29 protein-coding genes are annotated in these 26,146 nt (G+C 59.2%); 12 read left to right on the plus strand and 17 right to left on the minus strand.

Features of this window, described 5'->3' with window-relative positions; translation table 11 throughout:
• Positions 1-21 precede the first annotated feature (21 nt).
• Positions 22-1,044 carry a LacI family DNA-binding transcriptional regulator gene (locus tag CLR77_RS00175; RefSeq protein ID WP_097458579.1) on the minus strand — a complete coding sequence of 341 codons (1,023 nt, stop codon included), beginning with the start codon at positions 1,042-1,044 and terminating at the stop codon, positions 22-24.
• 226 nt (positions 1,045-1,270) lie between these two features.
• Between CLR77_RS00175 and CLR77_RS00180 the strand changes: the two genes are divergently transcribed.
• A complete protein-coding gene (locus CLR77_RS00180) occupies positions 1,271-1,570 on the plus strand; it encodes a sll1863 family stress response protein (protein WP_097458580.1) in 300 nt (99 codons plus the stop codon).
• A gap of 65 nt (positions 1,571-1,635) precedes the next feature.
• Here CLR77_RS00180 and CLR77_RS00185 read toward each other — a convergent pair whose 3' ends face one another.
• The 3 genes from CLR77_RS00185 to CLR77_RS00195 form a co-directional block, all read right to left on the minus strand.
• Positions 1,636-2,307, minus strand: a complete 672-nt coding sequence (locus CLR77_RS00185) for an OmpA family protein (RefSeq protein ID WP_097458581.1) — start codon at positions 2,305-2,307, stop codon at positions 1,636-1,638.
• On the minus strand, positions 2,308-3,327 hold the full coding sequence (locus CLR77_RS00190) for an alpha/beta hydrolase (protein ID WP_097458582.1): 1,020 nt from the start codon (positions 3,325-3,327) through the stop codon (positions 2,308-2,310). It abuts the gene before it with no gap.
• Positions 3,328-3,476: 149 nt separating this feature from the next.
• Entirely contained in the window at positions 3,477-4,331 is an 855-nt protein-coding gene (locus CLR77_RS00195; RefSeq protein ID WP_097458583.1) for a hypothetical protein, read from the minus strand.
• A gap of 267 nt (positions 4,332-4,598) precedes the next feature.
• Here CLR77_RS00195 and CLR77_RS00200 point away from each other — a divergent pair, with 267 nt between their 5' ends.
• Positions 4,599-5,243 (plus strand): response regulator transcription factor, encoded by a 645-nt coding sequence (locus CLR77_RS00200; RefSeq protein ID WP_097458584.1) that lies wholly within the window; start codon positions 4,599-4,601, stop codon positions 5,241-5,243.
• A 4-nt stretch (positions 5,244-5,247) separates the two neighbouring features.
• Here the strand turns inward: CLR77_RS00200 and CLR77_RS00205 are convergent, their stop codons facing one another.
• From CLR77_RS00205 to CLR77_RS00245, 9 genes are all read right to left on the minus strand, one after another.
• Entirely contained in the window at positions 5,248-6,999 is a 1,752-nt protein-coding gene (locus tag CLR77_RS00205; RefSeq protein ID WP_097458585.1) for a hybrid sensor histidine kinase/response regulator, read from the minus strand.
• A gap of 131 nt (positions 7,000-7,130) precedes the next feature.
• Positions 7,131-8,285: a lipase secretion chaperone gene (locus CLR77_RS00210; protein ID WP_097458586.1), complete on the minus strand. Its 1,155-nt coding sequence runs from the start codon at positions 8,283-8,285 to the stop codon at positions 7,131-7,133.
• A 26-nt stretch (positions 8,286-8,311) separates the two neighbouring features.
• Positions 8,312-9,235: a lipase family alpha/beta hydrolase gene (locus CLR77_RS00215; protein ID WP_097459617.1), complete on the minus strand. Its 924-nt coding sequence runs from the start codon at positions 9,233-9,235 to the stop codon at positions 8,312-8,314.
• 130 nt (positions 9,236-9,365) lie between these two features.
• The gene (locus CLR77_RS00220; RefSeq protein ID WP_097458587.1) at positions 9,366-10,172 is read right to left on the minus strand and encodes a mechanosensitive ion channel family protein; all 807 of its coding nucleotides are present in this window, start codon (positions 10,170-10,172) and stop codon (positions 9,366-9,368) included.
• A gap of 10 nt (positions 10,173-10,182) precedes the next feature.
• A complete protein-coding gene (locus tag CLR77_RS00225) occupies positions 10,183-11,424 on the minus strand; it encodes a hypothetical protein (RefSeq protein ID WP_097458588.1) in 1,242 nt (413 codons plus the stop codon).
• A 30-nt stretch (positions 11,425-11,454) separates the two neighbouring features.
• Complete coding sequence (locus CLR77_RS00230; protein ID WP_097458589.1) at positions 11,455-11,871, minus strand: DUF1330 domain-containing protein; 417 nt, start codon at positions 11,869-11,871, stop codon at positions 11,455-11,457.
• 34 nt (positions 11,872-11,905) lie between these two features.
• Positions 11,906-12,748 (minus strand): 23S rRNA (adenine(2030)-N(6))-methyltransferase RlmJ, encoded by an 843-nt coding sequence (locus CLR77_RS00235; protein WP_097458590.1) that lies wholly within the window; start codon positions 12,746-12,748, stop codon positions 11,906-11,908.
• Between the two features lie 42 nt (positions 12,749-12,790).
• A complete protein-coding gene (locus CLR77_RS00240) occupies positions 12,791-13,678 on the minus strand; it encodes a DUF481 domain-containing protein (RefSeq protein WP_097458591.1) in 888 nt (295 codons plus the stop codon).
• A gap of 71 nt (positions 13,679-13,749) precedes the next feature.
• Complete coding sequence (locus tag CLR77_RS00245; RefSeq protein WP_198962623.1) at positions 13,750-14,241, minus strand: TspO/MBR family protein; 492 nt, start codon at positions 14,239-14,241, stop codon at positions 13,750-13,752.
• Positions 14,242-14,374: 133 nt separating this feature from the next.
• On the opposite strand from CLR77_RS00245, the gene CLR77_RS00250 reads away from it, so the two are divergent.
• Complete coding sequence (locus tag CLR77_RS00250; protein ID WP_097458593.1) at positions 14,375-15,259, plus strand: carboxylate/amino acid/amine transporter; 885 nt, start codon at positions 14,375-14,377, stop codon at positions 15,257-15,259.
• Between the two features lie 6 nt (positions 15,260-15,265).
• On the opposite strand, the gene CLR77_RS00255 is transcribed toward CLR77_RS00250, so the two are convergent.
• Entirely contained in the window at positions 15,266-15,511 is a 246-nt protein-coding gene (locus CLR77_RS00255) for a YheU family protein (RefSeq protein WP_227519754.1), read from the minus strand.
• 102 nt (positions 15,512-15,613) lie between these two features.
• On the opposite strand from CLR77_RS00255, the gene CLR77_RS00260 reads away from it, so the two are divergent.
• Positions 15,614-16,174, plus strand: coding sequence for a hypothetical protein (locus CLR77_RS00260; protein WP_097458595.1), 561 nt, complete (start codon positions 15,614-15,616; stop codon positions 16,172-16,174).
• Positions 16,175-16,208: 34 nt separating this feature from the next.
• Here the strand turns inward: CLR77_RS00260 and CLR77_RS00265 are convergent, their stop codons facing one another.
• Both CLR77_RS00265 and CLR77_RS00270 read right to left on the minus strand, forming a co-directional pair.
• Positions 16,209-16,799, minus strand: a complete 591-nt coding sequence (locus CLR77_RS00265) for an HPF/RaiA family ribosome-associated protein (protein WP_097458596.1) — start codon at positions 16,797-16,799, stop codon at positions 16,209-16,211.
• Positions 16,796-17,221, minus strand: a complete 426-nt coding sequence (locus tag CLR77_RS00270) for a hypothetical protein (protein ID WP_097458597.1) — start codon at positions 17,219-17,221, stop codon at positions 16,796-16,798. Before CLR77_RS00270 ends, CLR77_RS00265 begins: the two co-directional genes overlap by 4 nt.
• 321 nt (positions 17,222-17,542) lie before the next feature.
• Between CLR77_RS00270 and adhP the strand changes: the two genes are divergently transcribed.
• Together adhP and CLR77_RS00280 are read left to right on the plus strand one after the other, a co-directional pair.
• Positions 17,543-18,577 (plus strand): alcohol dehydrogenase AdhP, encoded by a 1,035-nt coding sequence (gene adhP, locus CLR77_RS00275; RefSeq protein ID WP_097458598.1) that lies wholly within the window; start codon positions 17,543-17,545, stop codon positions 18,575-18,577.
• A gap of 22 nt (positions 18,578-18,599) precedes the next feature.
• On the plus strand, positions 18,600-19,058 hold the full coding sequence (locus tag CLR77_RS00280; RefSeq protein ID WP_097458599.1) for an ATPase: 459 nt from the start codon (positions 18,600-18,602) through the stop codon (positions 19,056-19,058).
• Positions 19,059-19,125: 67 nt separating this feature from the next.
• Here CLR77_RS00280 and CLR77_RS00285 read toward each other — a convergent pair whose 3' ends face one another.
• Positions 19,126-20,040: a DMT family transporter gene (locus tag CLR77_RS00285; protein WP_097458600.1), complete on the minus strand. Its 915-nt coding sequence runs from the start codon at positions 20,038-20,040 to the stop codon at positions 19,126-19,128.
• A gap of 99 nt (positions 20,041-20,139) precedes the next feature.
• On the opposite strand from CLR77_RS00285, the gene gcvA reads away from it, so the two are divergent.
• The 6 genes from gcvA (at position 20,140) to CLR77_RS00315 (ending at position 26,083) form a co-directional block, all read left to right on the plus strand.
• The gene (gcvA, locus tag CLR77_RS00290; RefSeq protein ID WP_097458601.1) at positions 20,140-21,072 is read left to right on the plus strand and encodes a transcriptional regulator GcvA; all 933 of its coding nucleotides are present in this window, start codon (positions 20,140-20,142) and stop codon (positions 21,070-21,072) included.
• Positions 21,073-21,343: 271 nt separating this feature from the next.
• Positions 21,344-22,372 carry a threonine/serine dehydratase gene (locus CLR77_RS00295; protein ID WP_097458602.1) on the plus strand — a complete coding sequence of 343 codons (1,029 nt, stop codon included), beginning with the start codon at positions 21,344-21,346 and terminating at the stop codon, positions 22,370-22,372.
• Between the two features lie 354 nt (positions 22,373-22,726).
• A complete protein-coding gene (locus CLR77_RS00300; protein ID WP_097458603.1) occupies positions 22,727-23,494 on the plus strand; it encodes an ABC transporter ATP-binding protein in 768 nt (255 codons plus the stop codon).
• Positions 23,491-24,225, plus strand: a complete 735-nt coding sequence (locus CLR77_RS00305) for an ABC transporter ATP-binding protein (RefSeq protein ID WP_097458604.1) — start codon at positions 23,491-23,493, stop codon at positions 24,223-24,225. The genes CLR77_RS00300 and CLR77_RS00305 overlap by 4 nt, the downstream gene beginning before the upstream one ends.
• Positions 24,222-25,121, plus strand: coding sequence for a branched-chain amino acid ABC transporter permease (locus CLR77_RS00310; RefSeq protein WP_097458605.1), 900 nt, complete (start codon positions 24,222-24,224; stop codon positions 25,119-25,121). Before CLR77_RS00305 ends, CLR77_RS00310 begins: the two co-directional genes overlap by 4 nt.
• Positions 25,118-26,083 carry a branched-chain amino acid ABC transporter permease gene (locus CLR77_RS00315; protein WP_097458606.1) on the plus strand — a complete coding sequence of 322 codons (966 nt, stop codon included), beginning with the start codon at positions 25,118-25,120 and terminating at the stop codon, positions 26,081-26,083. Before CLR77_RS00310 ends, CLR77_RS00315 begins: the two co-directional genes overlap by 4 nt.
• Positions 26,084-26,146: the final 63 nt, after the last annotated feature.

A 26,146-nucleotide genomic window follows, 5' to 3' on the forward strand; every position in this document is an offset into this window, starting at 1 on the left:
TTTGACGTCTAAGTGTATGATCTAGGGACGGCGAGCTACGGTGCTGGGCCGTTGCAGCGGTCCAGCACTCTCCCCTTTACGCAGTTGATGGGGCAAGCGCTTCACAGCTGGCTGTTCACCCCCCATCCTGGCCAACAGCACGGATACGGCAGTGCGGCCGATGATCGCCCGCGGTTGTACAACAGAACACAGCGACGGATAGAAAAGGTCCCCCAGTTCAATACCGTCAAAACCGATCACGGACACATCGTCCGGTACGCGATATCCCCTGCGTTGCAAATCGCTGATCACGCTCAGGGCCAACAGGTCGTTGGAGCACAGCAAGGCAGTCAGGCCTTCGGGACCGCTCAGTTGCGGCGCCAGCAACGGGAATGAGGCCTGGGTATGCTGCGGCATTTCGATTACCGGACGCGCGGTCAGCGCCTGCTCTTCCATCGCCTGGCAATACCCCTCATAACGCAGTCTCGCCCTATCCGACTGCGCCACCGGGCCGGCAACCATGCCGATCTGACGATGCCCCAATGCCAGCAAGTGCTGAGTGGCGTCATACATGGCCCAGCGGTTGTCGACGGTGACGGCCGCCACCTCGTCAGTCGCGGGCTGGTTGTATACCAGCACGAACGGCACGGACTCCTGGGCCAACTTGACCAAAACCTCACTGTTCTCCGCGTCGGCGACCGTCAACACCAGGCCATCGACGCGCTGGCACAGCATTTCCTCGATAACATCGGCCTCCCGGCTGGCGTCATAGCCGGTTGTCGTCACCAATAATGCGTAGCCCTGCTCCCGCGCCGCGACTTCCATCGCCTGCAACTGCTCGGCAAAAACCGGATTGCGTAAATCGGGGATCAGGACGCCGATCATGCGGGTCGCCTGCGTACGCAATTGCTGCGCCAGGCGATTCGGACGGAATGACAGTTCGCGGGCCGCTTCGAGCACCCGTTCACAGGTGCTTTGCCTGACCAGTTCCGGCTGGGAAAATGCGCGCGCTGCGGTGGCTCGCGATACCCCTGCCCGTTTGGCAACTGCTGCCAGATCCGCCATGTTCTCCCGCCCAATTGCTGCTGACCGTCAAAATGAGATCGATCTCATTCCCAACGAGGCTAACAAGGGTTTGTGACGCGGAATTGACAGTTTGGCGACAACCATGAGACGGGAGGTAGGGTAACGGTGGCAGCGCCAGATATCCCCTGACTGACTTGAATAGTGAAAAACCGCCCCCAAACCTTTGTACTGGCGGTGCATCATCCATGGAACAAAGGAGAGACCCATGTCACTGAAGGATTCGTTGATTTCGAAACTCGAAACGCAGATCGAGGCCTGGGAAAAGCAGGTCGACTCGATGAAGGCCAAGGCGCAGGAGCGCAAGGCGAATGCAGATAATGAAAAGGCATCCGCTCAAATCCAGGAGGATATAGCGGATCAGGTGCAGCGACTCCAGCACCATATGGAAGACGCCCGCCGCCAGATCGAAGAGCTGCGACAGGCGGGGGAAAGCCGACTGAACGATTTAAAGCACCGGATCGATCACTGGCTGGGCCAGGACAAAGGCGGTGACGCCCCACACTGAGCTGTGAGCGTCACCCTTAATACCCCTGGGAGCCGGTGTCGGCCCCAGGGTTGAACGTCAGCCCATCAGCCGTTGATTTGCTGCTCCAACGGTACCAGCTTGAGTTCGACGCGACGATTCGCCTGACGCCCCGCAGCGGTGGCGTTGGAGGCAATCGGCGCACTTTCACCAAAGCCGCGGGCCTGAATGCGACCGGCAGCGATGCCCTGGTTCACCAGGTAACTGGCCACGGACTGGGCGCGCTCCTGGCTCAGTTGCATGTTATAGGACGCCTTGCCGGTACTGTCGGTGAAACCGTTGACCTGAATGGCAGTCTTGTCGAACTTCTTCAGTACCAGGGCCACCGAATGCAGGACATCATAGAACTGCGAACGAATGCTCGCCTGATTCAAGTCGAACGTGATGTTGCCCGGCATGATCAGGTTGATATCGTTACCGTTACGCTGTACCTGAACACCGGTACCCTGTAACTGATGACGCAGTTCGGCTTCCTGCTTGTCCATGTAGTAACCGACACCGCCGCCCACGGCGCCGCCGATGGCCGCACCCAGCAGGGCACCACGCACATGATTCTTGCCGTCAGCCGCCGCAGCACCGATAGCCGCACCGGCCAGGGCACCAATAGCGCTGCCCTTGGTGGAATCAGAGACCTTCTGCTCTCCGGTGTAAGGGTCGTAGGTCATACAGCCCGTCAGAGTGTAGCCGGCAATAACACAGGCCAGGATAGCTTTCTTCACTCAGGAACTCCTTTTATCTCGTCGAGAAAGGCCGGCCTCAGGAGGCTGCCCGTTGAACGTATCCGTTATAATATCGAAAACTTGCTGCTGCACATCAGCAATCTCGTTCACCAAGTGATGCCGCCCCTCGGGAAGCTGCATAATATGTGAACGAATGAACTTGTCGCGGATTACCCCTATGTTATGCCGCCAATCGACGGTCATATCCATTTCACCCTGAACCACCGTTACCGGAAAGTCGATCGGAGGCGCATTCTCGATCACCGGAACCCAGGCTTTCAAAGCGCCCACCCAGTCTACCGATACGGCTCTCGGCTGCAACGGATCTTTCTCTTTCAGGAATCGCAAAAAGCGCGGGTTGGCGCTGTTTTCCGAGAACATGCGTTTCCAATGGCGCAGAAAGGGACTGACCATCAGGTGCAGCATCCTGGCCGGCAACCAGGCTGCCGGGCGAATCAGTGGCGCAAGGAGTACGACCGCTGAAAACGTCGAAGTATCCCGCCCCTGGGAAAGCAGATAGTCGATCAGTATGGCACCCCCGGTACTTTGCCCGACCGCAAACCAGGGCTCGGCGGTCCGACCGCGCGCACGGCGCAGCACTTCCCGCAGGATTATCTGATAGGCGCCGAAATCATCGATAACGGCCGGTTCGCCCGACGACAGTCCATGCCCCGGCAGGTCGTAGAACAGGATGTCATATCCCTTACCCAGGCAGTGCGCGAACAACTGCCCGTAAAGCCCGGCATGATCGAAGTAGCCATGGAAGATAAAAACGGTGCCCCGCGAATCAGGGCGCCGATAATAGTGGACCGCGATCCGGTAACCCGTCACATCGATGCGCCCAAGGCGGTGCTCGAGATCCGGGTAGGCTTCATGCAGGTCGAGCCCGTAGAAACGGCAGTAAGCTGTTTCTTCCTCGCTCAGAGGTCGGGTATCGATAAACTCGAAGGGGACCAGATTGGCGCTTATGCGTTCCGCACGCCATTGCGGGTCGGGAATATCATCGGTTTTCCAGTACACGGGCGCCTGACATTGCAAAGGGCTGTCACCGGTTCGCCGGTATCGCCCAGGTTGTCGCTATGCGGCCCCAGGATACCGGCCGCCAGTTTCACACAGCACGCAGTTTAGCCTGTTCCATCCATAAAGGGGACCGAACCGCATCACGTAAATCAGAATGGGAACCCCAGGTTGACGGTAACCGCCTTGAGGTTATCGCCGCGCACCAGCGAAACCCCAACCCGCTGCAACGGGATGTGATGCCAATGCACCGGTTTGGCCAAGCCAAAGGTCGCACCGACGTAAAAGAGGTCCCGCAACGTGATCTGTTCACCGGCGACTCCCGCAAAAGACAGGTTGTTGCCGAAGTGACGCCATAACAGGAAACCACTGGCCGTCAGGCTGTGCTGCCCCAGATGCCAGCCCGTGGGAACCTCATAGTCGAGCCCGTTCTCGAAGAGCACAAAGCCCTGCCGGTTCGGCGACCCATGGATCTCCTGTCCGGCGATAATGGCACCGGTACCGAGACTTAGGATGCCGTTGCCGGCCCTCCAGCGCTTGATACTGCGTACCCCGGCATCCGCCAACGTCGCCGTCTGCTGTTGCTCGATATCCCTCGCCAGCCCGATCTCGAAATAGGGGGACAGGTGCCAGTCGTGCCCCATATCGACATGCCATCCTACCCCGGGCAACAGCGTGTAGGTCCGCACTCCCCTGGGAAGCGAGCGATCCGCCAGCGTTTGCAGATCGAAATTACTGAACCCGGCCGTCGCCGTCAGGCGCAGTTGTGTCTGAACCGGATCTTCGAAGTTATCGGTCAGCACATAGGTCAGCGGCAGGCGAAGCACGGCGATGGTATCGCCGGATGCCTTGTAGTACCCCGTGCCCAATACCGGCGCGTACACGTAACTGAACTCCGGCGGAGGCCCGTCAGCCCGTGCCGCATTGCCGACGACCAGAAGCGCCAGCACCCCGGCCGAATTCAGCAGACGCCGCACCAAGGAAACGGGAGGGAAAAATGCCTTCATGTTTTGTGAAAGTCGTCACTGCCAATGCTCGACACCCAACATGGGAGTCTGAGATAGTGGTTACAAATAATAACAAGAGAACGATCATGGGAGTTCGCTCGCGCTTACACAAGCCCGACGTTTTACAACCTTCGCCGCTATCCCTTACCGACGTCAACACTTCGGTCGGAGACGGCGCAAACGTCGCATACCTACCCGGCCAGTCGCGCAGCTCAAGCCTCTCTGTCGGACACGCACCATGGTGTCCCAGCACGGGTCCAGTCAGCCATGCCCGTTGATCTCTCCACACCCCCGGTAACATGCCAGGCCGCCCGCGTCCTGATTGTCGACGACCACCCCTTCTTTTCGGAAGGTCTGGCCATGGCGTTACGCCAAAGTGGCTGTGCAGAAGATATCCATACCGCCGCCAGTGTCTACGAAGCCCGCCACTATCTGGCTCGACACCAAAATACAGAACTGATCCTGCTGGATCTGGGCCTGCCGGACGCTGCGGGCCTGACGTTGATTCGCGGACTGACCGATGCCGGCCTGCCCATCCCCGTCGTCATCGTCTCCAGCCGTGAAGATGAAGGCACCATACGCGCAGCCCGGGCTGCCGGCGCCCAGGGCTTCATGCCGAAGTCCGCAGGGACGCGCGAACTGAAGCGAATGATCACTGCCATCCTGAGGGGCGACCTTTGGTTTCCGACAGTGGAGCGTCAACAGCTGAACCCGCTGGTCTCGCTGACGCCGCGCCAACAGGAAGTACTCGACCTTTTGGCCGCGGGCCTTCCCAACAAGCGGATTTGCCAGGAGCTCGAACTGACCGGTCACACGGTCAAAACCCACCTGAAAGCCATCTTTGCCTCCTTGCAGGTCCATAACCGGACCGAGTGTGTACTGCTCGCCCGCGAACTCGGCTTGGTCGACTGACGCTTCAAGGCGCTACAGGCACATCCTCCTTGGCCATCAACCGGGAAATCGCTGCCCGTAATCGGGGAGCGCTTAAGGGCTTATGCAGCAACCAGGTCTGACTATCAGGGGCAAACCCCTGGCGACAGGCGGTATCCGCCGTCACCAGAATAGCCGGCAGCGTACCGATTCTCTGGCGCAGACGTTCTAGGCAGGCGCGACCATCCAGACCAGCCCCCAGATGAATATCCACGATGGCCAGATCCGGCGAGCCCGAACCCTCGGCTGCCAGCGCCTCCTCGGCCGACGAAAAGCAGCTCGGACAATACCCCCATTGTTCCAACAGGCGGGCCACCCAGCGTCGGCTTTCCACATGGTCTTCAATCACCCATACCCGGATGTCTTCTGCGGCCACCGGCGACACCCGAACAACATCCACGGCCATCGCCCCAGGCGCCCTGGCACCGAGCAGAATAACGCTGAAGCAGGCACCTCGCGCCGCCGCGGAATGCAACTGACAGTGCCCTCCCATCAATAGCGTGAGTTGTTGCACAATAGCCAGCCCCAGCCCCAGGCCACGTTCCGCCAGGGGAGTCGTGCCACCCTGAACGAAGGGCTCGAACAGGCGGCGCTGGTCTTCACGAGAAATACCTATCCCGTCGTCCCGGACGTCCAGGATGACGCGATTGCCGCGCGCATGACACGACAGTTTCACCCTGCGACATTGTGCGTGCTGTAATGCGTTTTGCACCAGGTTATGCAGAATGCGCCGCAGCAGCACGCTGTCCGCCTTGACGTACAGAGCGTCAGCGTCGGAAACTTCGAGTGTCACTCCCGAGGCCTCCGCCGCCTCCTGTAATTCGCCCGCGACACGCCGCATCAGTTCAACGGCATTCACCGATTCCAGCACCGGCTTGACCATTCCCTCGTCGAGCCGTGAGAGGTCCAGCAGGGACTCCAGCAAGTGATTGAGGTGATCCACGGAACTGCCCAGCTGATCAAAAATGCGCCGTTGCTCCTGCTGGCCCAGCGGCCCGTTCAAATTGGCCAGCAGCAGGTTGATCACATGCAACGGCTGACGCAGATCGTGGCTGGCAACCGCGACAAAACGGGTCTTGCGGCGACTCTCGGCTTCGGCCTGCTCACGAGCCAACTCCAGCTGTAAGCTGTCGAGGAAGTGGGCCCGCTGACTGTATTCCTGCAGCCAGGCCCCCACGATGCCGATAATATGGGCCGTCACCACAAAGAAGCTGTTGTACAGAATCTTCTCGCTCGGCGTGCCCATCCGCCACTCCATCGCCACATAGGACACGACGATCGCACTCGAGATGAAGGTTGCTGTTCGACAGGACAACCCCATCAGGAAATAGCCGAACATCAGGCACAGCAGAATGCCGTCATAGGGCATCGGCACAGCCAGGTCCCGGGCGATACCGATAAGCAACACCAGGCTGAGGCCACCCCACAGGTATGAAAAAGCGTAAAACGGAGGGAAATAGGCCGGTCGCCAGCGCCGGATAACCAGTACGGCAGCAAAGACAGGGCAAGTCACCAGCAAGCGGACCGGAATCGTCCACTCCGATAGACGGGCGGGAAAGGTGGCATAATCCAGGAAGGCGTAAAAGAAAAAGAGCGCGAGCGCACTGACCGCAACCGGGTACGCCCGCTCTCTCATGGCGTCTATGCGACGCCGGCGAAAAAGGCCTTCGAGCTCAGGTTCAAATCGCAGCGAACGGAATCCCCGCTCCGCCTGATCCGTTAATTGTTGTTGTTTCATCGGACACTCTCGGCGAGACGTCCGCGGATACCCTCCGGCATGCTTATCATGACGGAGCCATCGGCGAACCACCCTCTATCCTAGAGCGCCGGGCGGCATCTTGCCTGCGCGTCACTTCACAGACTGGCCTGTTAATCTGTCGTGACGTTCTTATCGTTGGCTCCCTGCGACGCCAGATCCCGCAGTCTGGCCTGGGTACGGGCCTCTTCCGAGCTGAAGTCCCGCTTGAGCAGATCCTGCAACGCCTTGGTCTTGTCCTCCGGCGCCAGACCGGCCTGCTCGATTTGCTGCCGATCCTGCAGATAGGTCGCGTAATCCTGATTGAACTGCTTCTGGGCCGTCATATAGTTGACGACATTCTGGATCTGATCGCTGCTGACACCCATCTGCCGAAGCTGTTCCGCCGCATCGTCAGGTGAGGAAGCTGTTTTCTCGACCTTGGCGATAGCCGCCGACTGATCCGCATTACGGGTCAATTGCACCTGGGTATGGCGAATGATGGGCGGCAGGTTGTCGCGGGCATTGGCGATCATCTGCGCTTTCTCAGAATTGGTCAGATCCTGTCGCTGCTCGATCTGCAGGGTCTTGATCGTGTAGTCCCCATATGCCTCCTGCAAGCCGAAAAATGCCTGCACCGCGTCGGCAGGCATGGTTTCGCGGCGAAGCGCCTTCAATTTGTCCAGGCTGCTCCGGAGCACCTGCAACTGGAACTGCGGAGTCTGCTGGTCGGGGGGCACGTTGATCGCCTGCTGCGACAGGGACAGTGCCTTTTCCTTGTAATTCAGATAGTCACCGAGCAAGGTCATCGCCTGATCCAGGGCCTGCGGCGGCAGGGACCCACGTGCCAGCTTTTCCATCTGAGCCACTGCAACTTCCGGCGACACCTCTCCGACCGTACTCAGGAAGTAATCGAAGAAGTCTTTCACATGGAGGTCGACAATCAGGTTGCCATTGGCATCGGCGCGCAGGGCACCATCGATATTGGTGCCCTGCAACGACTTGGCAAAGGCGGTTCCCGGCAGACGTTTTGGCGTCTGCCAGACGACCTTGGGTTTCACCGTCACGGAGGGCGTAGCCTTCGGTTCAACGGCAGACACGGCGCCTGGCGCCGCCGCGACCGCTGCGGGCGCCGTACGATCCGCTGCGGCGACCATGGACATCGACGCCCCGGAATGCTGCCACTGTTGCATCCCCACAAAGAAGATGCCGGCAACCAGTATCGCCAATACCCCAGCCGTCACCAGGACAGCCGGCCGTTTCAGTTCATCGCGCATCGTACGTGCCATGTCACTCACCTCTCCACCATCGCCAATTACAGGCCGAGGTTCACCAGGCGATTAGCCTGCTGACGGTACAGGGAAACCGGGTCGAGCCAGATCGAACGCACACCGAACAGCTGATTGATGGCATCCAGGTGGTTCATGTCATAGCTGGTGCTGATCACTTTGCCCATCATGGACTCACAGGCACTGACGAGGCCATCGTTGGGTTCGCCGTTGAAGGCCAGTGACGTGATGCTCAGGACCGGATCGGACAGATCAAGTACGTTGGTGAAGGGCGAGTCGCCGTTCCAGGAAAAGAACTTCATGTTATAGCCGCCGATGCTGACGTTTTCATTGGTACCGGCGCAGCTGTAGCGGTTAACACCCTTCCAGCCCAGGGCATTGTTGAGGTCGGTGGTGCCCGGTGTAGTCAGCGTTTCCATGGCCGCAACTGCATCCTGCGGATTGTTGGCGCCGGACAGCAGGTTGACCAGGTCACCCAGCGCGTTTACCAAAGATGCCACGCCATTTTCCAGGGAGGGGTTGGGCTGGAGAATACCGGCAATCACGTCAGCGACCTTGGACCCCTTGTTCACACCGTCGATCGACGTGATAGAGGCAATCCGCGAAGGTACCAATGCCGCCGCGACCCGTGCCGTCGGTGCTCCCTGGCTGTGAGCGAACAGGTTGAACTTCGGATCCGGCAGCGTGTTGATGTAGCTGGCCAACTGCTGACCACGAAGCTCGCTGCTGTTGACGAACGAGACGCTGACCGTATAGACCTTGGCACCGCTGCGTTCCAGGTTCCAGGGGATATCGTAGAAGTAGTCGATCAGGCCACCGATGGTGCTGAAACCGGTCAGGCCATGAACCAGCAGAATCGGATAACGAGTCTGTGTATAACCGGTCGCCAGACTGGGACCGGAGAAAGCAACGGCAATTAATGCCACAAGGGAAACGAGTAATTTTCGCATGGTGTGCTCCTGTTGTTTTTGTAATAAGAACTTCAGCGCACCATTTTCCCTTTCCCCTGCCAAACCGCCCATCGCCCAAATGGGGGACTCCCCGCGCTCGACGCCCAGGAACAGGGTTCGAACAGGTGGGCTAGCCCGCACCTGCCGACAGCGGTACCGCGGCAAACCGCACACCCGACTCGCGCAGCACGCTTTTGCCTCTCTCCGTCAAGTCGGACACAAACAGGAACTGGTCCCGCGGGTCGACCGGATATCCCTTCACCCGATAGTGTGTTCCCCAGGGCTTTTCCGACAGCACAACGAACGCCGGGCGATGGACTTTCAGGTAGGGGCTGGTCAGCACGACATCCTGCAGCAATCGACGAACCTGCACCGCATCGTGGTTCGCATCCAGGTAGAAGTCGGCAACGCACATCAGGTTCTGGGTACCATCGTTGCCGTTGCTGATGAGTGAATTCCAGAGTTTGTTATGGGGAATCACCACCACCGAATCGTCCGGCGTGACGATTTCGGCAGCCCGCATACCGATCGAACGGACCTCGCCGTACTGGCCGTCGACCTCGATCCAGTCACCCGGCCGATACGGCATCTCATAAAGCGTCACAACCCCGGCAATCAGGCTATTGGCGTAGTCCTTGAAAGCAAACCCCAGCGCCAGTCCCAACGCGCCGAAGATAGCGACAAGATTCTTGAAGGTGGGTTCGATCAGGGTCGGGATAATCAACAGGACAGAGATGACGATGATCACCAGCCGCAACATGGGCACGGCCGCCAGCAGGTAGAGCCGGCTTTTGCCGGTAAAGCGTTCCGCCAGTTTCGGCAACAGCCATTGGGTGATCATCACCAACGCCGTGGCGACGGCCAGGATCAGGAAGGCGTCGACCACCGCGGTCGAACTCAGCTTGGTCAACAGGCCCTTGAAATCGATTTCGCCCATGAACCGCTCCTCAGTAACTGTCCACCTGAAAGCCCGCGCCCTGCAGATAACGTCGCACGCCGGGATAGGCCGCCGGCGCGATGTACCAGCCCCGGGGAACCGATATCACCAGTTCGGCACGACGCAGGATCTGCAGCGACTGCAGAACGCGCTCTTCCGACAAGCCGGACACCAGCGCCAGCGCATGCTCGTCCAGCCCCGCATGCAACAACAGCGCATGCAGGACGAAAGCCACCGTTTTCGGTGCATGGGCCGGGACCGACGGGGGCTTGAGTTGTTCCCAGGGCGCCACCCAGACCGTTCTCAGCCCGGCTATCTGGCCGTTACCGTTCTTATCCGCTTCCTCGGCGGCGGCTTCGGCCACCTCGGTTTCCGGTTCAGCCCGCAACGCCAGCCGCCAGAGCTGCCAGGCCACTTCCGGCAAGCCTCGACTGTAGGCCCCCAGATCACGGAGAAACTCACTGTGACGCGCGCCCTTGGGCAACGGCGCCACTTCATTGCGGGCAGTAAGTACCCAGTATCCGTTGTCTGCCTGTCGGAACTGGACCGGTCGCTGCTCATGGGGGTCCGCCAGTTCCTGAAACCAAAGCCCAAGCCTGGCTGCGTTGAGGCTCTGCAGGGTTAGCGCGGACGGTGCCAGCTCAGGCATCACCTGTCGCCAATACTCCCAGGCCCAACTGCCACAACCGATGACACCCTGTCCCAGTTGCCCGCTCCAGACACGAGCCAGGAACCGCCGCATCAATCCCAGCCCATGGACATGGCGCAGGAATAGGTGGGAAAGCTCCGGCAACAGCCAGGGAATGTCGCCCTCGAACTGCTCGAACCAACGATCCTGACCTGCCAGGATCTGCTCGGCTGTGGGCGGCGATATCAGTCGCCAACCCGCCGCTTGCGCTATTCCTTCAAGCATGACGCGGGTGCCGGAAAAGGGCGGCGCCACCACCAGGGCAGCCGCCTGTAGCGACTGCCAGTTGCTGCGCCAGGTTTCCAGGGCCGGCAGCAGCACACTACGCGCCTCGTCCCAGGTCGGCGACGGGACCACCCGCTCCAGTTGACGCCTGGACAGAGGAGCAAGATCATCCTTGCTACGAAAAGGAGCATCGTCCGGCTCGTAGACCGGTCGCAAACGCTCCAGGAATCCCGCCAGACCAACCCGCAGGGTGTGCTGCACCGACGCTGAAGGCAGGACATGCTTGTCGGGGCTGACAACGGACCAGATCGACTCGTTATTGGCTGAGACTTTATCCATCCGCAACCCAACTCCCTTTACCTGTAAATGTCAAACCGGGTTATTGGCCGCCAGGGTGGCAATCAGCCGGGAGTCGGCCAGTGCAGCTGTGCGATGGATCGTTGCCGCCTGATAGTCCGGCATACTCAGCATCTGCATAAAGGCCGCTCCGCTGGGATACTGCACCAGAAGCACCTCATCCCAGTGTTCGTCTTCCGGCGCGATCACGCTGGCAAACGCTTCCGCCATCCACACCGGCTTGGCACCGACCGCTTCCAGCTTACCCAACGCGACACGGGAATAACGGCGATAGGCTTCCCGACCACTACAGGGCGCCGCATCGCTGCCGGCGGGATAGCGGGCATGTTCATTGAAGCGTAACAGATTGAGCATGGTCACCGGCTTGTCCTCCGGCAAGGAACGGGCCAGTTGCTCCAGACTCGTGCGCGTGGGATTGATGCTGGGCATGCGTTCTCCTGTAGGCCAGATTTTTATTGTTGGGCTATTCCGGAATCAGCCACTGCTGTTCGTGACGGGCCCCGACGCCCCATAGTGGCAGCGCCTGAGACAACAGGGTATTCATCTGTTCTTCCCAGTGCCAGGGGGGATTAACGACCAGAAGGCCTGAACCCAGCATACCTTGGCCGACCGGCTCAGGATCAAAAAGCAGTTCGCTACGCAGTACCTTCTGCAACGGTGACTTTTCCACACCACGAATCAAGGTATCCTGATAGCGTTCCCGCAGAATCGGATACCAAACCAAAAAAACCCCATGACGGCAACGTCGCCAGGCGTTGGCCAGGGTGTCCACCACCTGTCGGTAGTCATGCTTGACCTCATAGGGCGGGTCGATCAGCACGCAAAGCCGGGGTTCCCGTGGCGGCACACAGCGCAGCAGACCCGAGAAACCGTCTTCCACATATACCCGCGCCGCCTGGCGTTTGCCCCAGGCTTCCAGCCGTGCAGACTCTCTCGGATGCAATTCGAAGGTTGTCAGACTGTCCTGGCGACGCCTCAAACGGGCAAACCAGGCTGGAGAACCCGGATAATACTGCAAGGCTGTCTTACCGCCATTCGCCGCAGAGATGATCGAAAAAAAATCCTGCCAGGCGGGGTCCTGCAACTTCGACCGTACCTGCCAGAGCGCCTGAATGCCGCGATCAGATTCAGTCGTCTTGCGTGCCTCGGCAGAGTTCAGGTCATAGACGGCACTGCCGGCATGCGTATCGAAACAGGCGATCGCGGTCTCTTTGCGCTGCATGAGCGACAACGCCAGAAACAGCCCCAGATGTTTGTGGACGTCGGCGAGATTGCCGGCGTGAAAGGCGTGCAAGTAACTGAACATGGGGTCTCCGCAACCAATTTTCAGAGGCAGTGTACGGCATGACTAGAAGGAATACAGCAAGGTCAGCGAGGTCTGCGTATCCGTCGTTCGAATACCGGATGGCGTGGGCGAAGTGTTCTGCACCGAAAACGAGGCCTTGAGGGCGAAGGTATTGATCAAATTGCTTTGCAGGGAGGTGGTGGACGTGGAGACCGACTGACCGCTGTGAAAGCTCACTTCGGTATTCATCGACTGTTTGAAGATGACATCCGGCGACAGGTGGTATTGGTAGTTCAGGGCGAACCGCACGATAGGAGACTGCTGAATGGTTCTGCCCTCGGCGTCTGGTGCCGAAAGACGACTGTAACGGTAACCCGGACCGGTGGACACATCGAAATAGTCAGGCCCCCGCTGCCAGAGGCGGCGTCCATAACCGGCAGCCGCGGATGATCGATAGTTATAACCGCTGAAACGGTCACTCTCATAACCCAGGCGGGTAAACGTGTAGTTGACCGGTGATATCTTGTAGTCGAGCTGGGTCGCGGCGAAATAGTATTCAGCTGTGGTCTGGCCATCCTGACGCGTATAGCGCGACTGCAACAGCATGCTGTGACGCCAGCGAGGCAGCTCGTGCTTCATATCCACCCGGCTGGTAAAACTCGTCGAAGGGGCGTTGCCGGATATCATCAGCAGACCGCCTTCAACATCCCCGTTCCAGAGGGATACCGGATGTTCCGGCTTTTCGATACCTCGCCAATACCAATCCGGATCGGCAATCGATTTGATATCGGCGTTGGCGGGAGAAAGGTGCAACATCAACACGGCCAAAACCGCCAGTGGTTGCAGCTGCAAACAATGACGCAAATAGCTCACTGGAAGGCTGGACAGCCACGAGGGTCTGCAGGGAAAAATCGTGGTCGGCCGCGCCACATCCTTGCTCAAATGTTTCATTAGCAGGTATCGGGGACGATTCTTTAAATCGCCAAAAGAACGATGAATACCGTCAGCCGCATGGGCTGACCTCAATTCAGCCACAGGATACCGGCATTCAGTGTCACGGCATAGAGCACCCAGAGCATATAGGGCCAAAGTAACCGCGCGGCCCAGATATCGATCGCCCGGAAACGGACGATATTGAGCATGATCATCACTAGCAGAAGCAGCATATCGATCAGCCCCATCAGCACCCAGTGGCGCCCAAAAAACAGCCAGGACCAGGCCAGGTTTAGCAATAGCTGCAGGCCATAAACCGTAAAAGCCCGGCGCCGGATCGGGCCGCTACAGCGTAACCAAGCCCGCCAGCCGGAAATTGCAATCAACAGGTAGAGCAAAGTCCATGCGACCGGGAATACTGCATTGGGTGGCGTCCATGCAGGCTTGATCAATGCAGCGTACCAGGCACCCGGATGAAAGGCGGCACCGCTGCTAGCGACCAGCATCAGGATCAGCAAAAACGGAAACAGGGCAAGCGCCCTCCGGCTACGCATCCCATTCCTAGACATATCGTTCATCATTGATCGCTCCCGGGTGACCGTTGGGCAGTGGCGTTCCTTGAACGGCATCAATGCATCTTCACAATTGAGCTAACTGTGTTCCAGCAGCTTTCGAGGCTAGAATAAGCGCCCTTCCTTCAACTGGAGTCTAACCGTGTCCTACCTGATGTTCGTGACCGTTCTCTGGGCCTTTTCCTTCAGTTTGATAGGGGTCTACATCGCCGGGCACGTAGACAGCGACTTCGCCGTGCTGACGCGCATCGTCCTGGCCGGCCTTGCGTTTCTGCCGCTGACACGCTGGCACGGCATTCCCGGCCGCCTCAAAGGCGGGGTCATGCTGGTCGGCGCCCTCCAGTTCGGCATCACCTATCTCTGCCTTTACCGCTCCTTCGCTTACCTGACCGTGCCGGAAGTTCTGCTGTTCACGATTTTCACCCCCCTCTACGTGACGCTGATCGACGACGCCCTGGCCCGCCGCTTTTCCCCTATCGCACTGGTCGCAGCAGCGGTCGCCACCATTGGTGCCGGCGTCATTCGTTACAACGGTATCAGCAGCAACTTCATCACGGGCTTTGTCCTCCTACAGGTCGCAAACGCCACTTTCGCAGCCGGACAGGTCGGCTACAAGCACTTGGTTCAACGCTACCCCGTCGATATGCCACTGTATCGTTTTTTTGGTTATTTCTATCTCGGCGCCCTGTGTATCGCCCTGCCGTCTTTCCTGATCTTCGGCAACGTACATAAGTTGCCCTCGACGTCCCTGGAGTGGGGGATCCTGCTCTGGCTGGGATTTGCCGCGTCGGGACTGGGAATGTTTCTCTGGAACCGCGGAGGCTGCCTGGTCGATGCCGGCACCCTGGCCATTATGAACAATGCGCTGGTGCCGGCCGGATTACTGGTCAACCTGTTGATCTGGAACCACGACGCCGACCTGGGCCGACTTTTTGTCGGCGGCAGCATTATCGCTGCCTCGCTCTGGCTCAACGCCCGCTGGTCATCACGTTCAAAACTGCGGCTGAAACCTGGTACCGGCGCCTGATTCCAATTAAAGATCGAGCGCCGCCAAATCCCGGTCGCCCAACTGATCCCGATTGACCAGGGTGGCCACCTGATTGGGATTGTTCGGCGTGTAGAGCACCACTACCTCGCCCCGACGCAGGGCGGCCAAAATGGTCGCCTTGCGCTCAGTCAACGGACTTTCTGTCTCGTTCAGTCCATGTTCACGGATACAGTATTCCTCAATCAGGCCATTGAGGGCATCGTCAGACAACTGGTCCAGAGGGATAATCATGTGCACAACCGGCATAACAATGTTGGCCGACAGTATGCCCATTCCCGCACAGGACGAAAACCTCAGCGGCGCTAACCGATACGATAAGGAGCAGTCAACGATATGACCGGGCGTCCCAGCAAACCATCACGCTTTTGCCTAGCCATCACGTTAAGCGTATTGGCCGCTGTCAGCGATTGCTCGCAAGCGCAATCTTCCGCAAAAACCTCGCTATGTCGCGCTGACGAATCCGTTTTCTTCAACTGTACGATTGGCAGCCACCACAAGATGGTTTCTCTATGCGGCGCCGGCGACCTCAAGCAGCGGAGCGGCCATCTTCGGTACCGCTTTGGCCGTCACGGGCGTATTGAATTGAGTTATCCCCAGGCTGGAAACGGGGTCAACGACTTCAAGTACTCGCACTACAGTCGTTATGAGGTGGAACGAACCGTCGTCAGCTTTACTAACGGCGACTACCAATACCGTCTTTTCGACGACGACGAGAGTGACATTGCGCCTGCCATCCATCGCCAAGGTATCGAGGTCAGTAAGTTGAGGGGAGACGATACCCCAACAACGCTCTATTGCCGGGCACCGGTCTATTCGAAGCTGCAAACGTTAGGGAGAACCCTGCCCTGCGATAGAGACGACCCGCTTAACATGGGCTCATGCCCTGCCCGCTAACCATTCCACAGCTCCCCCCGGCCACTCCAGGCAATTACGCGTTGGAAGGAGTGGCCGGCGATGCCCTGTGGTGCTTATGCGACACGAGATGGACAGTGCTTGCGCGCAAACCGTCTTGATCGCTCAGAGAGACGAAGCTGACCGGACTTCCTTCGGCCAGCTTTTCGAAATCCACGTCCACAACGCTGTTGCGGTGAAAGGGAATTTCCTGGCCGTCCGAACTCATGATCAGCCCGATACCGGCTTCATGATCGATCTCATGAATATGACCGGTCTCAGGCGTCTCATGGTGTTTTACATCGCCACGGCGGCGGCGTACGAAATCTTCCAATTGGCGACGTGCCGCGTCAAAGGCATCGCGTACGGCCACATAGGCATCTTCGTGGCTGTGATCATCGTCCGGCGTTTTGCCGGCATCAATGGTGCCGCCCGATAACGCCAAGTGAACATGCACCCGATACCGATTGCCCTGGTGATGACGCCGCTCAGTCGGCTCCACCACAACATGACAGAAAAGAATGTCGTCCGCGAAGGCCTCCAGGCGCGCCGCATGCTCTTCGATGCTGGCGCGCAAGGCGTCACTCGCCATCATGTTATGGAAGGTGATGTCGACCGACATGCTCATTTGCGGCCACCGCCGCCCATACCACCACCCTGGCCTTGCCTCATGCCCTGGCCTTGTCCCATACCATTACCTTGTCCCATACCATTACCTTGCCCCATGCCTCGGCCCTGACCTTTAGCCGGAGGCATATCCGGTAAGGTAACGCCTCTCTGGCGAGCACGTTCCTGCATCAACTTATGGTGCTCCAGGCGGAAAGCCTGACGCTCCTGATTGGTCTTCATGTTGCGCATTTGCTGACGGTAGGTGGCGCGCTCCTGCGGCGACATCAACTGACTGCCATAGATACGCTCCTGGGAACGGGTTTGGGTTTCCGTCTGCGTACGTGTCTGGGATTGGGTCTGTGTCTGGTCGGCAGCGAAAGCTGTGCTTGCGGCGAGCAACAGAGATCCCACCAATACAGTCGTTTTCACGGAGAATGTCATAATACGTTCCTCAGTAGAGACTCAGACCGTCAAAGGCCTGCAGCGATTTGCATTCATTATCAACGGCCACTTCCAAAAGCGACCCTGACCCAGGTCAAGGTTATCTTTCGTCCCAATGCCCAGAAGAGTCGGAAAAGTACCTACCGCTTTTCAGTCACCTTCGCCTCGGGCCAGTACCGCTCCGGAAAATCGCAGGACCAACTGCCATCGAGAAGAACCGCCCGCGTGGTTGGAGTCAGGCATACCGTAGACTCAGATCAATGTCTTCCAACACAAAAGGATTATCCTGCCCGGACAGTTACCGAAAAGGAGGTCATCAGCATGACAGGAATGATGAAAGCGGCTGTCGTCCGCGAGTTCGGCAAACCTCTGAGCATCGAAGAGGTCCCTATTCCCAAACCGGGTCCCGGAGAGGTACTGGTAAAAATCATCGCTACCGGCGTCTGCCATACCGATTTGCATGCAGCGGACGGCGACTGGCCGGTCAAGCCCACTGTGCCCTTTATTCCCGGCCATGAAGGCGCCGGCATCGTCGCCGCCGTCGGGGCTGGAGTCTCCCATCTCAAGGAAGGGGATCCTGTCGGCATCGCCTGGTTGCACGATGCCTGCGGTGGCTGCGAATTCTGCACGACCGGCTGGGAAACGCTTTGCGAGAGCCAGCATGACAGCGGTTACAGCGTCAACGGCACCTTTGCCGAATACGCCATCGGTGATGCCAATTATGTCGGCCGACTGCCGGCCAATGTCGACTTCGCAGAAATCGCCCCGATTCTCTGCGCAGGAGTGACCACCTATAAAGGCATCAAGGAGACCGAAGCCCGGCCGGGCGAGTGGATCGCCATTTCCGGCATCGGGGGGCTCGGTCATGTCGCCATCCAATATGCGAAGGCCATGGGGCTGCACGTCGTGGCACTGGATGTCACCGATGAAAAGCTCGCGCTGGCACGCCAGTTGGGTGCCGAGGCTGCAGTCAACGCCAAGGCACCCGATGCCGTGCAGCAGGTAATCCAGGAAACCGGGGGCGGTGCTCACGGCGTCCTGGTAACAGCAGTTTCACCACCCGCCTTTTCTCAAGCGCTGGGCCTGGTTCGGCGTAAAGGCACGGTGAGCCTCGTCGGATTACCGCCAGGAGATTTCGCCACACCAATTTTCGACGTCGTGCTAAAACGCATCACCCTTCGGGGGTCTATCGTGGGCACCCGCAAGGATTTGGCGGAAGCACTGCAGTTCGCCGGTGAAGGCAAGGTCCGCGCCCATATTCACGAATCCCGCCTGGAAGATATCAATGATATCTTTGCCCAACTCAAGGCTGGTAAGGTTGACGGTCGCATGGTCATTCGCATGACCCAACGCTGATCGCGCATCGGAGGAAGACGCAGTGAAGATCGAAACCATCGGCGACCTGATCGACTGGACCCGACAACTGCACCAGACCCTGGCCCAAAGCCTTGGCCAGGGGATAGAGGCCCAGTCGTCGGAACGTGCCCGCGGACTGATGCAGTATCTGGCGGATCACGAAGCCACACTGGAAAAGACCGTAAAGGAGTTCGAGCGACAGGCCTCGCACAAGGCATTGGATACCTGGGTCTACGACTACATGGAACATCGCCCCATGCAGAAGGCGTCGCTCGACGACAACACCTTTGCCGACCTGTCGGTGGACGACATCAGTCAGGTCGTCTTCAAGTGGCACAATGAGGTCATCGATCTTTACCGTTACCTGCAAGGGCGAGCCGATATCCCGGAAGCCAGGGAGCTGATTGGCGAACTGCTGGAAATGGAAACCCACGAAACACAACATTTGGCCTCCCAGGCCGGCCGAATGAACGACATGTAGCAGGGACAGTCGACCACGAGGCAACCCCACGTCTCCTTTTGGCAGTAAGGGGTTGCCTCGATACAGATCAGCTCCTGCAGCCCGAAGGGACCACTACAGCAGCCGGCTGGCGACGCGGCAGCGTGGCCACCAGTACCGCACCAATCACCAGGAGACCGCCAACCAGCTGTGCACCTGTCGGGACCTCACCCATGGCACCGGCAATCAACATCGCGAACACCGGAACCAGATTGAGGAAAAGTGCCGTCCGGCCTGCGCCCAGGCGGGCGATTCCCGTCGTCCAGAACAGATAAGCCAATACGGTCCCACCCAGCGCCATCATGACCAAACCCGCGCCTGATTCAGGTCCAGGCATCACAGGCGTTTCCGAACTGGCCACCGCCGCAACTAACAGGACCAGCGTACCCGCCATGATCATCAGCGTTGAGTTGGTAAGAGGCGACCCCGCCGGCATGTAGCGACGTCCCAGCACGTTATAGAAGGCCCAGACCAGATCCGCACACAGCATGATCAGGTCTCCGCTCGCCACATGCAGAGACCGCAGTTGATCCCACCGCCCACCTGAAATCACCACAACGACACCTATGAGCGCCAGCGGTAAGGCAGCAAGCTGGCTTACGCTGGCGCGTTCCCCCAACATCAGCGCCGCAAGCAGCGTTGTCAGGAGGGGGTTCGTTGCCATGATCAAGGATGCATTGGCGGCCGATGTCCGTTGCAGGGCAAAGAAGAACAGCAAGTTGAAAGCACCGATACCAAGCGCACCCAGCAACATAAAGACCCCGGCATGTCGGCGGGCCGACTGCACCAGGGGTTCTCCACGCATCATGGCCAGCACCAGCATGACTGCAGACGACAGCAGGAAGCGGAACGCGGCTGCATAAAGGGGCGGCTCATCCAGCATCACGGGTCCGGCAAGCGCAAAGTTCATTCCCCAGAACAGCGCCGAAAGTGTGATAAGGCCATAAACGGCATTCGTTTTCATCACCCTCATTCCTTTAGCATTACTATGGTAAAACCAATCTAATTGACCAGAATAATGCTGAAAAACTATACTTTCTAAAACGCATATTAAGAAAATCTAATGCCAAGGAAGCTTCCCTCACTCAATGCCTTGCGAGCCTTCGAGGCCGCCGCGCGGCATCAGTCCTTTGCCCGCGCCGCCGAGGAGCTGCACGTCACTCCGGCGGCGATCAGTCAGCAGATCAAGCTACTGGAGGACTATCTCGGCCTGATCCTGTTTCAACGCGGCAAAACCATCAGCCTCGTCGAACCGGCCCAACGGGTATTACCCCTGGTGACCGAAGCCTTCGACCAGTTGGAACGCGCAGTCCAGCGCCTTCGCGTGCAACCGGAAGATGGCCCGCTGATCGTCTCCGCACCACCCACCTTCTCGGCACGCTGGCTGATCTCGCGGATCGACGATTTCTATGCCCGACACCCTGATATCGAATTGCGCATACTGGCCACTCGCCGTAAGGTCGACTTCAACGTCGAAGACGTCGATGTCGCCGTACGCTTTGGCCCGGGCCCCTATCCAGGACTGCATATCGACCGACTGATGCCGGAGGCCATCGTTCCGGTCGTCGCCCCCAAACTGGCCAGCCGTATCCAGCGGGTCGAAGACCTACTCGACTGCACGTTGCTCCACGATGAAAGTCACGACTGGGATCCCACCTTTCCAGACTGGGATACCTGGCTGACCTCCCTGGGCGTAAGTCCGACCCTGCCGCTCCATGTACGCCGGATCAGCGATAACAATCTCGTCCTCCAGGCAGTCAACGCCGGTATGGGCGCTGCGCTCACCTGGTACAGCCTGGTTGCGGATGATCTTCAGGAGGGGCGGTTGGTACGTCTCTTCGATCAAATGCGGCCCACGAGCCTGGGCTATCAGTTGCTCATACCGCCCAACCGCCTCTCGCTACCCAAAGTGGCAGCATTCAGGGAGTGGCTGCTGGAGCAGGCTCATCGCCAGAAAGGACCTCACATAACCGATGACGCAGAACAACGCTCGTGAATTCCCTCCATTGCCAGGGAAACGGATGATTGGCATCATGCAATGATGGACCGCTTATCAACGACATCCTTTAAACGTTTATCCGCTGCTCGCCTGCAGCGTGCGATGTCGTGCGCCATTCCCTCGTCCATTTCTCTCACCGCATTCACTCCGTCGATTCGAATTACTCAGGGTCGTTGAGCTGCGGCAGGAGCCGGTGCTTGGCGTCCCAGGTTATGCCATAGGCGCATCTGCGCAGGAACCTGATAGATTTCGACGGAGAATCAATACCATGTCTCAACCCGAGACCTCGGCAGCACATACGCTTCAACAGGCCCCATACCCGACGCTAACCGACATCCGCCAAACGGCAGATCGATTGTCCGGCAAAACACTGGTGACGCCGGTGTGGCGCTGGCAGACCGGCGAGATCGAGCGCACCCTGAGCCCTGCTACAGAAGTCTGGTTAAAGCTGGAACTCTTCCAAAAAACCGGCACCTTTAAACTGCGCGGCGCTCTGACCTGTATCGAGGCGCTCGACGATACCGCGCGCAAGCGTGGCGTCGTGGCAGCCAGTGCGGGCAACCACGCGGTTGCCGTGGCTTATGCCGCGCAATTGGCCGGAGTATCCGCCAAAGTGGCAATGCCGCATCATGCCAGCCCGGCCCGGCTGGACGCCTGCCGCCAGTCGGGAGCAGAGATACTGCTGACCGATAGCATCCATGAAGCCTTTGCCCTGGCCAACCGTGTTGCCGCAGACGAGGGACGGGCCATGATGCATCCCTTCGACGGTCCCAATACCGCCAAGGGCACAGCAACGGTCGGCCTTGAGCTGATGCAGCAGGTGCCGGAGCTGGATGCGGTTGTCGTGCCGGTCGGTGGCGGCGGACTCTGCGGCGGCATCTCTGCCGCCGTGAAACAGTTGAATCCCGCCTGCCGAGTCTACGGTGTCGAACCCTTTGGCGCTGATGCCATGTACCGGAGCTTCATGTCAGGACACACTGAGGAACTGGACACCGTTGATACGATTGCCGACAGCCTGGGCGCGCCCTATACGCTGCCCTACAGCTTCGGCGTCTGCCATCGGTTCGTCGATGAGATTGTCCGCGTGTCGGATGACGACCTGCGCCGTAGCATGGTGCACCTCTTCCGGGACATGAAACTGGTGACCGAGCCCGCCTCTGCGGCCGCGACCGCGGCATTGCTGGGCCCCTTGCGCGAGCGCCTCAACGGCAAACGGGTGGCGCTGATCGTCTGTGGCACCAATATCGATGCACCCCGCTTTGCCGAGCTGCTCGCCCAGGCCCAGCCTAAGACCTAAATAGGGTCACAGCCCTTTCCGCTCCAGCGGAAAGGGCTGCTTTAGACGACACAAAAAACCTTCCCACTCCCCCGCAAACCACCCCATCTTGACCTTTATCAAGGTCATTCCCCCCATTTCCCACAAAAAAATTGAACTCTCCCGAGTCTCATCTGACTAAAAACGGAACAGGTATCGGCAGTGCCTCCGAGAAAGGTCGCCGGCACCTGACCTGCGGCAGCGGGCCGACACAGCCTGCTGTCCGCAATCGCGCCCAAAAGGCGCATGGAGACTCCGGCGCCTTAACGGCAAAGGCCTGGAGATAAAAATAACGCCGACCATACAATATGGTCGCCCAACCAGTGCGAAGACCTGATGCTAGAAGTCAACGGACTTGGTATGCGGTTTGGCGGGCTCAAAGCGGTGGACGACGTATCCTTCAAGATACGCGAACATACGATTACGGGCCTGATCGGACCGAACGGGGCTGGCAAGACCACCCTGTTCAATTCCATCGCCGGGGTCTATACCCCAACAGCCGGGCAGATTCTCTTCAAAGGAGAGCGCATCGACGGCCTGCCCCCTCACCGAATTTTCCATAAGGGACTGGTTCGAACCTTCCAGATCCCCCGTCCCTTCCCCGAAATGACCGTCCTCGAAAACCTGCTGGTCGTCCCCCCCTCGCAATGCGGCGAAAGCTTCTGGAACAACTGGTTCCAACCCGCTCGCGTGCGCGAAGAGGAAGAGCGGAATCACGACAAGGCCTGCGAGATCGCGAAATTCCTGAATCTCGGCCACGTCCTGGACCTGCCCTGCAAAAACCTGTCGGGCGGACAGCAGAAGCTGGTCGAGATCGGCAGGGCACTGATGGCGGACCCCAGCATGATCCTGCTCGACGAACCCGGCGCCGGGGTCAACCCGTCGCTGCTGGCCGAAATCATCGACCGGATCAGCGAACTGCACGAGCGGGGTATCACCTTTCTGCTGATCGAGCACAACATGGATATGGTCCTCAACCTGTGCGATCCCATCCTGGTGATGGCCAACGGCCGTCTGCTGATGGAAGGCGACGCCCAAGCCGTGCGTAGCGACCCCCGTGTTCTGGATGCCTATCTGGGCGGTGAACCGGAGGCGACGTCATGAGCCAGAACGACATCGTTCTCCGCGTCGACAATGTCGAAGCCGGTTACACGCCGGGCGTTCCCATCCTTCGCGGAGCCAATATCGAAGTACGCAGCGGCGAAATCGTTACCGTGTTGGGTCCCAACGGCGCCGGTAAATCGACGTTGATCAAGGCCATCGCCGGACTGGTGCCCATCTTCGGCGGCAAAGTCAGCCTCCTCGACAAGGACATCACCGGCCGGCCGCCGCACACCCTGGTCCGAGAGGGTCTGGCCTATGTGCCCCAGGTGAACAACGTCTTTCATCGGCTGACTGTCGAGGAAAACCTGGAAATGGGGGCCTTTACCCGCAAAAGCGGAATCGCCAGACGCCTGGAGGAAACCTACGCCCTGTTCCCGGACCTTGCCCGCTTGCGCAAGCATCCCGCCGGCAAGCTTTCCGGTGGCCAGCGCCAGATGGTGGCCTTCGGCCGCGCCCTGATGGTGGAACCACGTCTGCTTATGCTCGATGAGCCCTCTGCCGGGCTGTCGCCGAAACTGGTTGGCATGGTATTCGACAACGTCAAACAGGTACGGGATACCGGCGTCACCATCCTGATGGTGGAGCAGAATGCCAAGGCGGGCCTGTTGATATCGGATCGCGGCTACGTGTTGGCGGAAGGTAAAGAGCAGTTGGAGGATCGCGCCGACGCCCTGCTGAAAAACCCTGAAGTCGGTGAACTGTACCTCGGTTCCAAGGGAGGCCTGCTATGATCGCCCAGTACCTGGCCAACGGCATCGTGCTTGGCTCGTCCATCGCCTTGGGCGCCGTCGGCCTCACCCTCACTTACAACATCCTCAATTTTGCCAATTTCGCCCATGGCTCCCTGCTGTCCTGGGGTGCCTATTTCGCCTGGTTGGTGGTACTGGTCTTCGGCGGCGTACAAAGTACCATCGGGCCGCTGTCGTTCGGCTGGCCCTTTATTCTCGCGATAGTGGCGGCGGCACTGATGGCCTCGGTACTGGCCCTGGTGCTCGACTGGCTGGTGTTCCGGGTGCTCCGCAAAAGCAACATCCAGGTGACGCTGGTTATCGCGTCCTTTGGGGCCTCGCTGTTACTGCGGAACCTGATCGTCGTGGTGTTCGGGCCCGAGCCCCAGTACTACTCCGACAATATCCAGATCGCCCAGCCGATACTGCCCGGCGTGCGCACCACCCCGGACGAGCTGTTCGTGGTCGGGCTGGCCGTTGTCCTGGTCATCGGGCTGCATCTCTTCCTGACTCGCACCCGCCTCGGCAAGGCCATGCGCGCCGTCTCCGACAATGCGTCACTGGCGCAGGTCAGCGGTATCAACGTGCATAACGTGGTCCGCTGGACCTGGGTTGTCGGCGGCTCCCTGGCCGCAGTGGCAGGGGTCATGTTCGGGCTGACCGTGCAGATCCTGCCGGACATGGGCTTCAACCTGCTGCTGTTCCTGTTTTCGGCTGCCATTCTCGGCGGTATCGGCAGTATCTACGGCGCCATTCTCGGCGGTCTGGTGATCGGCATTGCGGCGGACCTCTCCGTCCTCTTCATTTCACCAGCCTACAAACCGGCCGTGGCCTTCATCCTGATGATCGTCGTGCTGCTGATCAAACCCAGCGGCATCCTGGGGGAGAAAGTCCAATGACCGGCATTGTCTCTTACCTCGTTTTCTTCTCGATCCTGGCCTCCATCTACAGCCTGATGAGCCTGGGCCTGAACCTTCAGTGGGGTTATACCGGCCTCTTCAACATCGGTGTGGTCGGCTTCTTTGCCGTGGGCGCCTATACCTTCGCCATCCTGGCGTCACCGCCGGCTGCCGGCCACATCGGCGGTTTCAACTGGCCCTTCCTCGCGGCACTGATCGCCGCCATGATCGCTACCGGCATCGTGGCGCTGATCGTCGGCATACCCACGCTGCGATTGCGCGAAGACTACCTGGCCATCGCGACCATCGGTATCGGCGCCACCATCCAGTTGATTGCCAACAACATGAACTGGCTGACCGGTGGCCCCAACGGCATCTACAACATTCCCCAGCCGCTATCGGCGTATTTCAGCTCAAACCTGGGCTACAACGTCTTCTTCCTGGTAATGATTGTCGTCATCCTGCTGCTGGCTTACTGGAGCCTGGAGCGCATCGTCCACTCCCCGTGGGGACGCGTGCTGATGGCAATCAGGGAGGATGAGACGGCTGCCAGTTCGGTCGGCAAAAGCGGCTTCAGCTACCGCCTTCAGTCCTTCGTGATCGGCTCGATATTGATGGGGTTGGCTGGCGCCCTCTACGCCAGCTTCATCAAGTACATCAGCCCAACGCTGTTTATGCCGGTCCTCACCTTCCAGGTCTGGGCCATGCTGATCGTCGGCGGCAGCGGCAACAATCGCGGCGCCATCCTCGGCTCGGTGCTGGTCTGGGCGCTATGGACCATGAGCGGCTCTGTGGTGCAGGCCATCCTGCCCAGCACACTGCAAGTCAAGGGCGGAGCCTTCCAGATCATCCTGATAGGCCTGGTGTTGATGCTGGTCCTGCTGTTCCGGCCACGCGGCATCATGGGATCGCGCAAGGCAGTAGTCTTCGCGGGAGAGAGCAAGACCGTATCCGGGGAATGAGCCATCAGTACAGCCTCCGGAAACCAAAAAAGGCGGGTGACGACAACTCGCATGACAACAAAA

The organism is Mangrovitalea sediminis, from assembly GCF_002514725.1.
Lineage (GTDB): Bacteria > Pseudomonadota > Gammaproteobacteria > Pseudomonadales > Oleiphilaceae > Mangrovitalea > Mangrovitalea sediminis.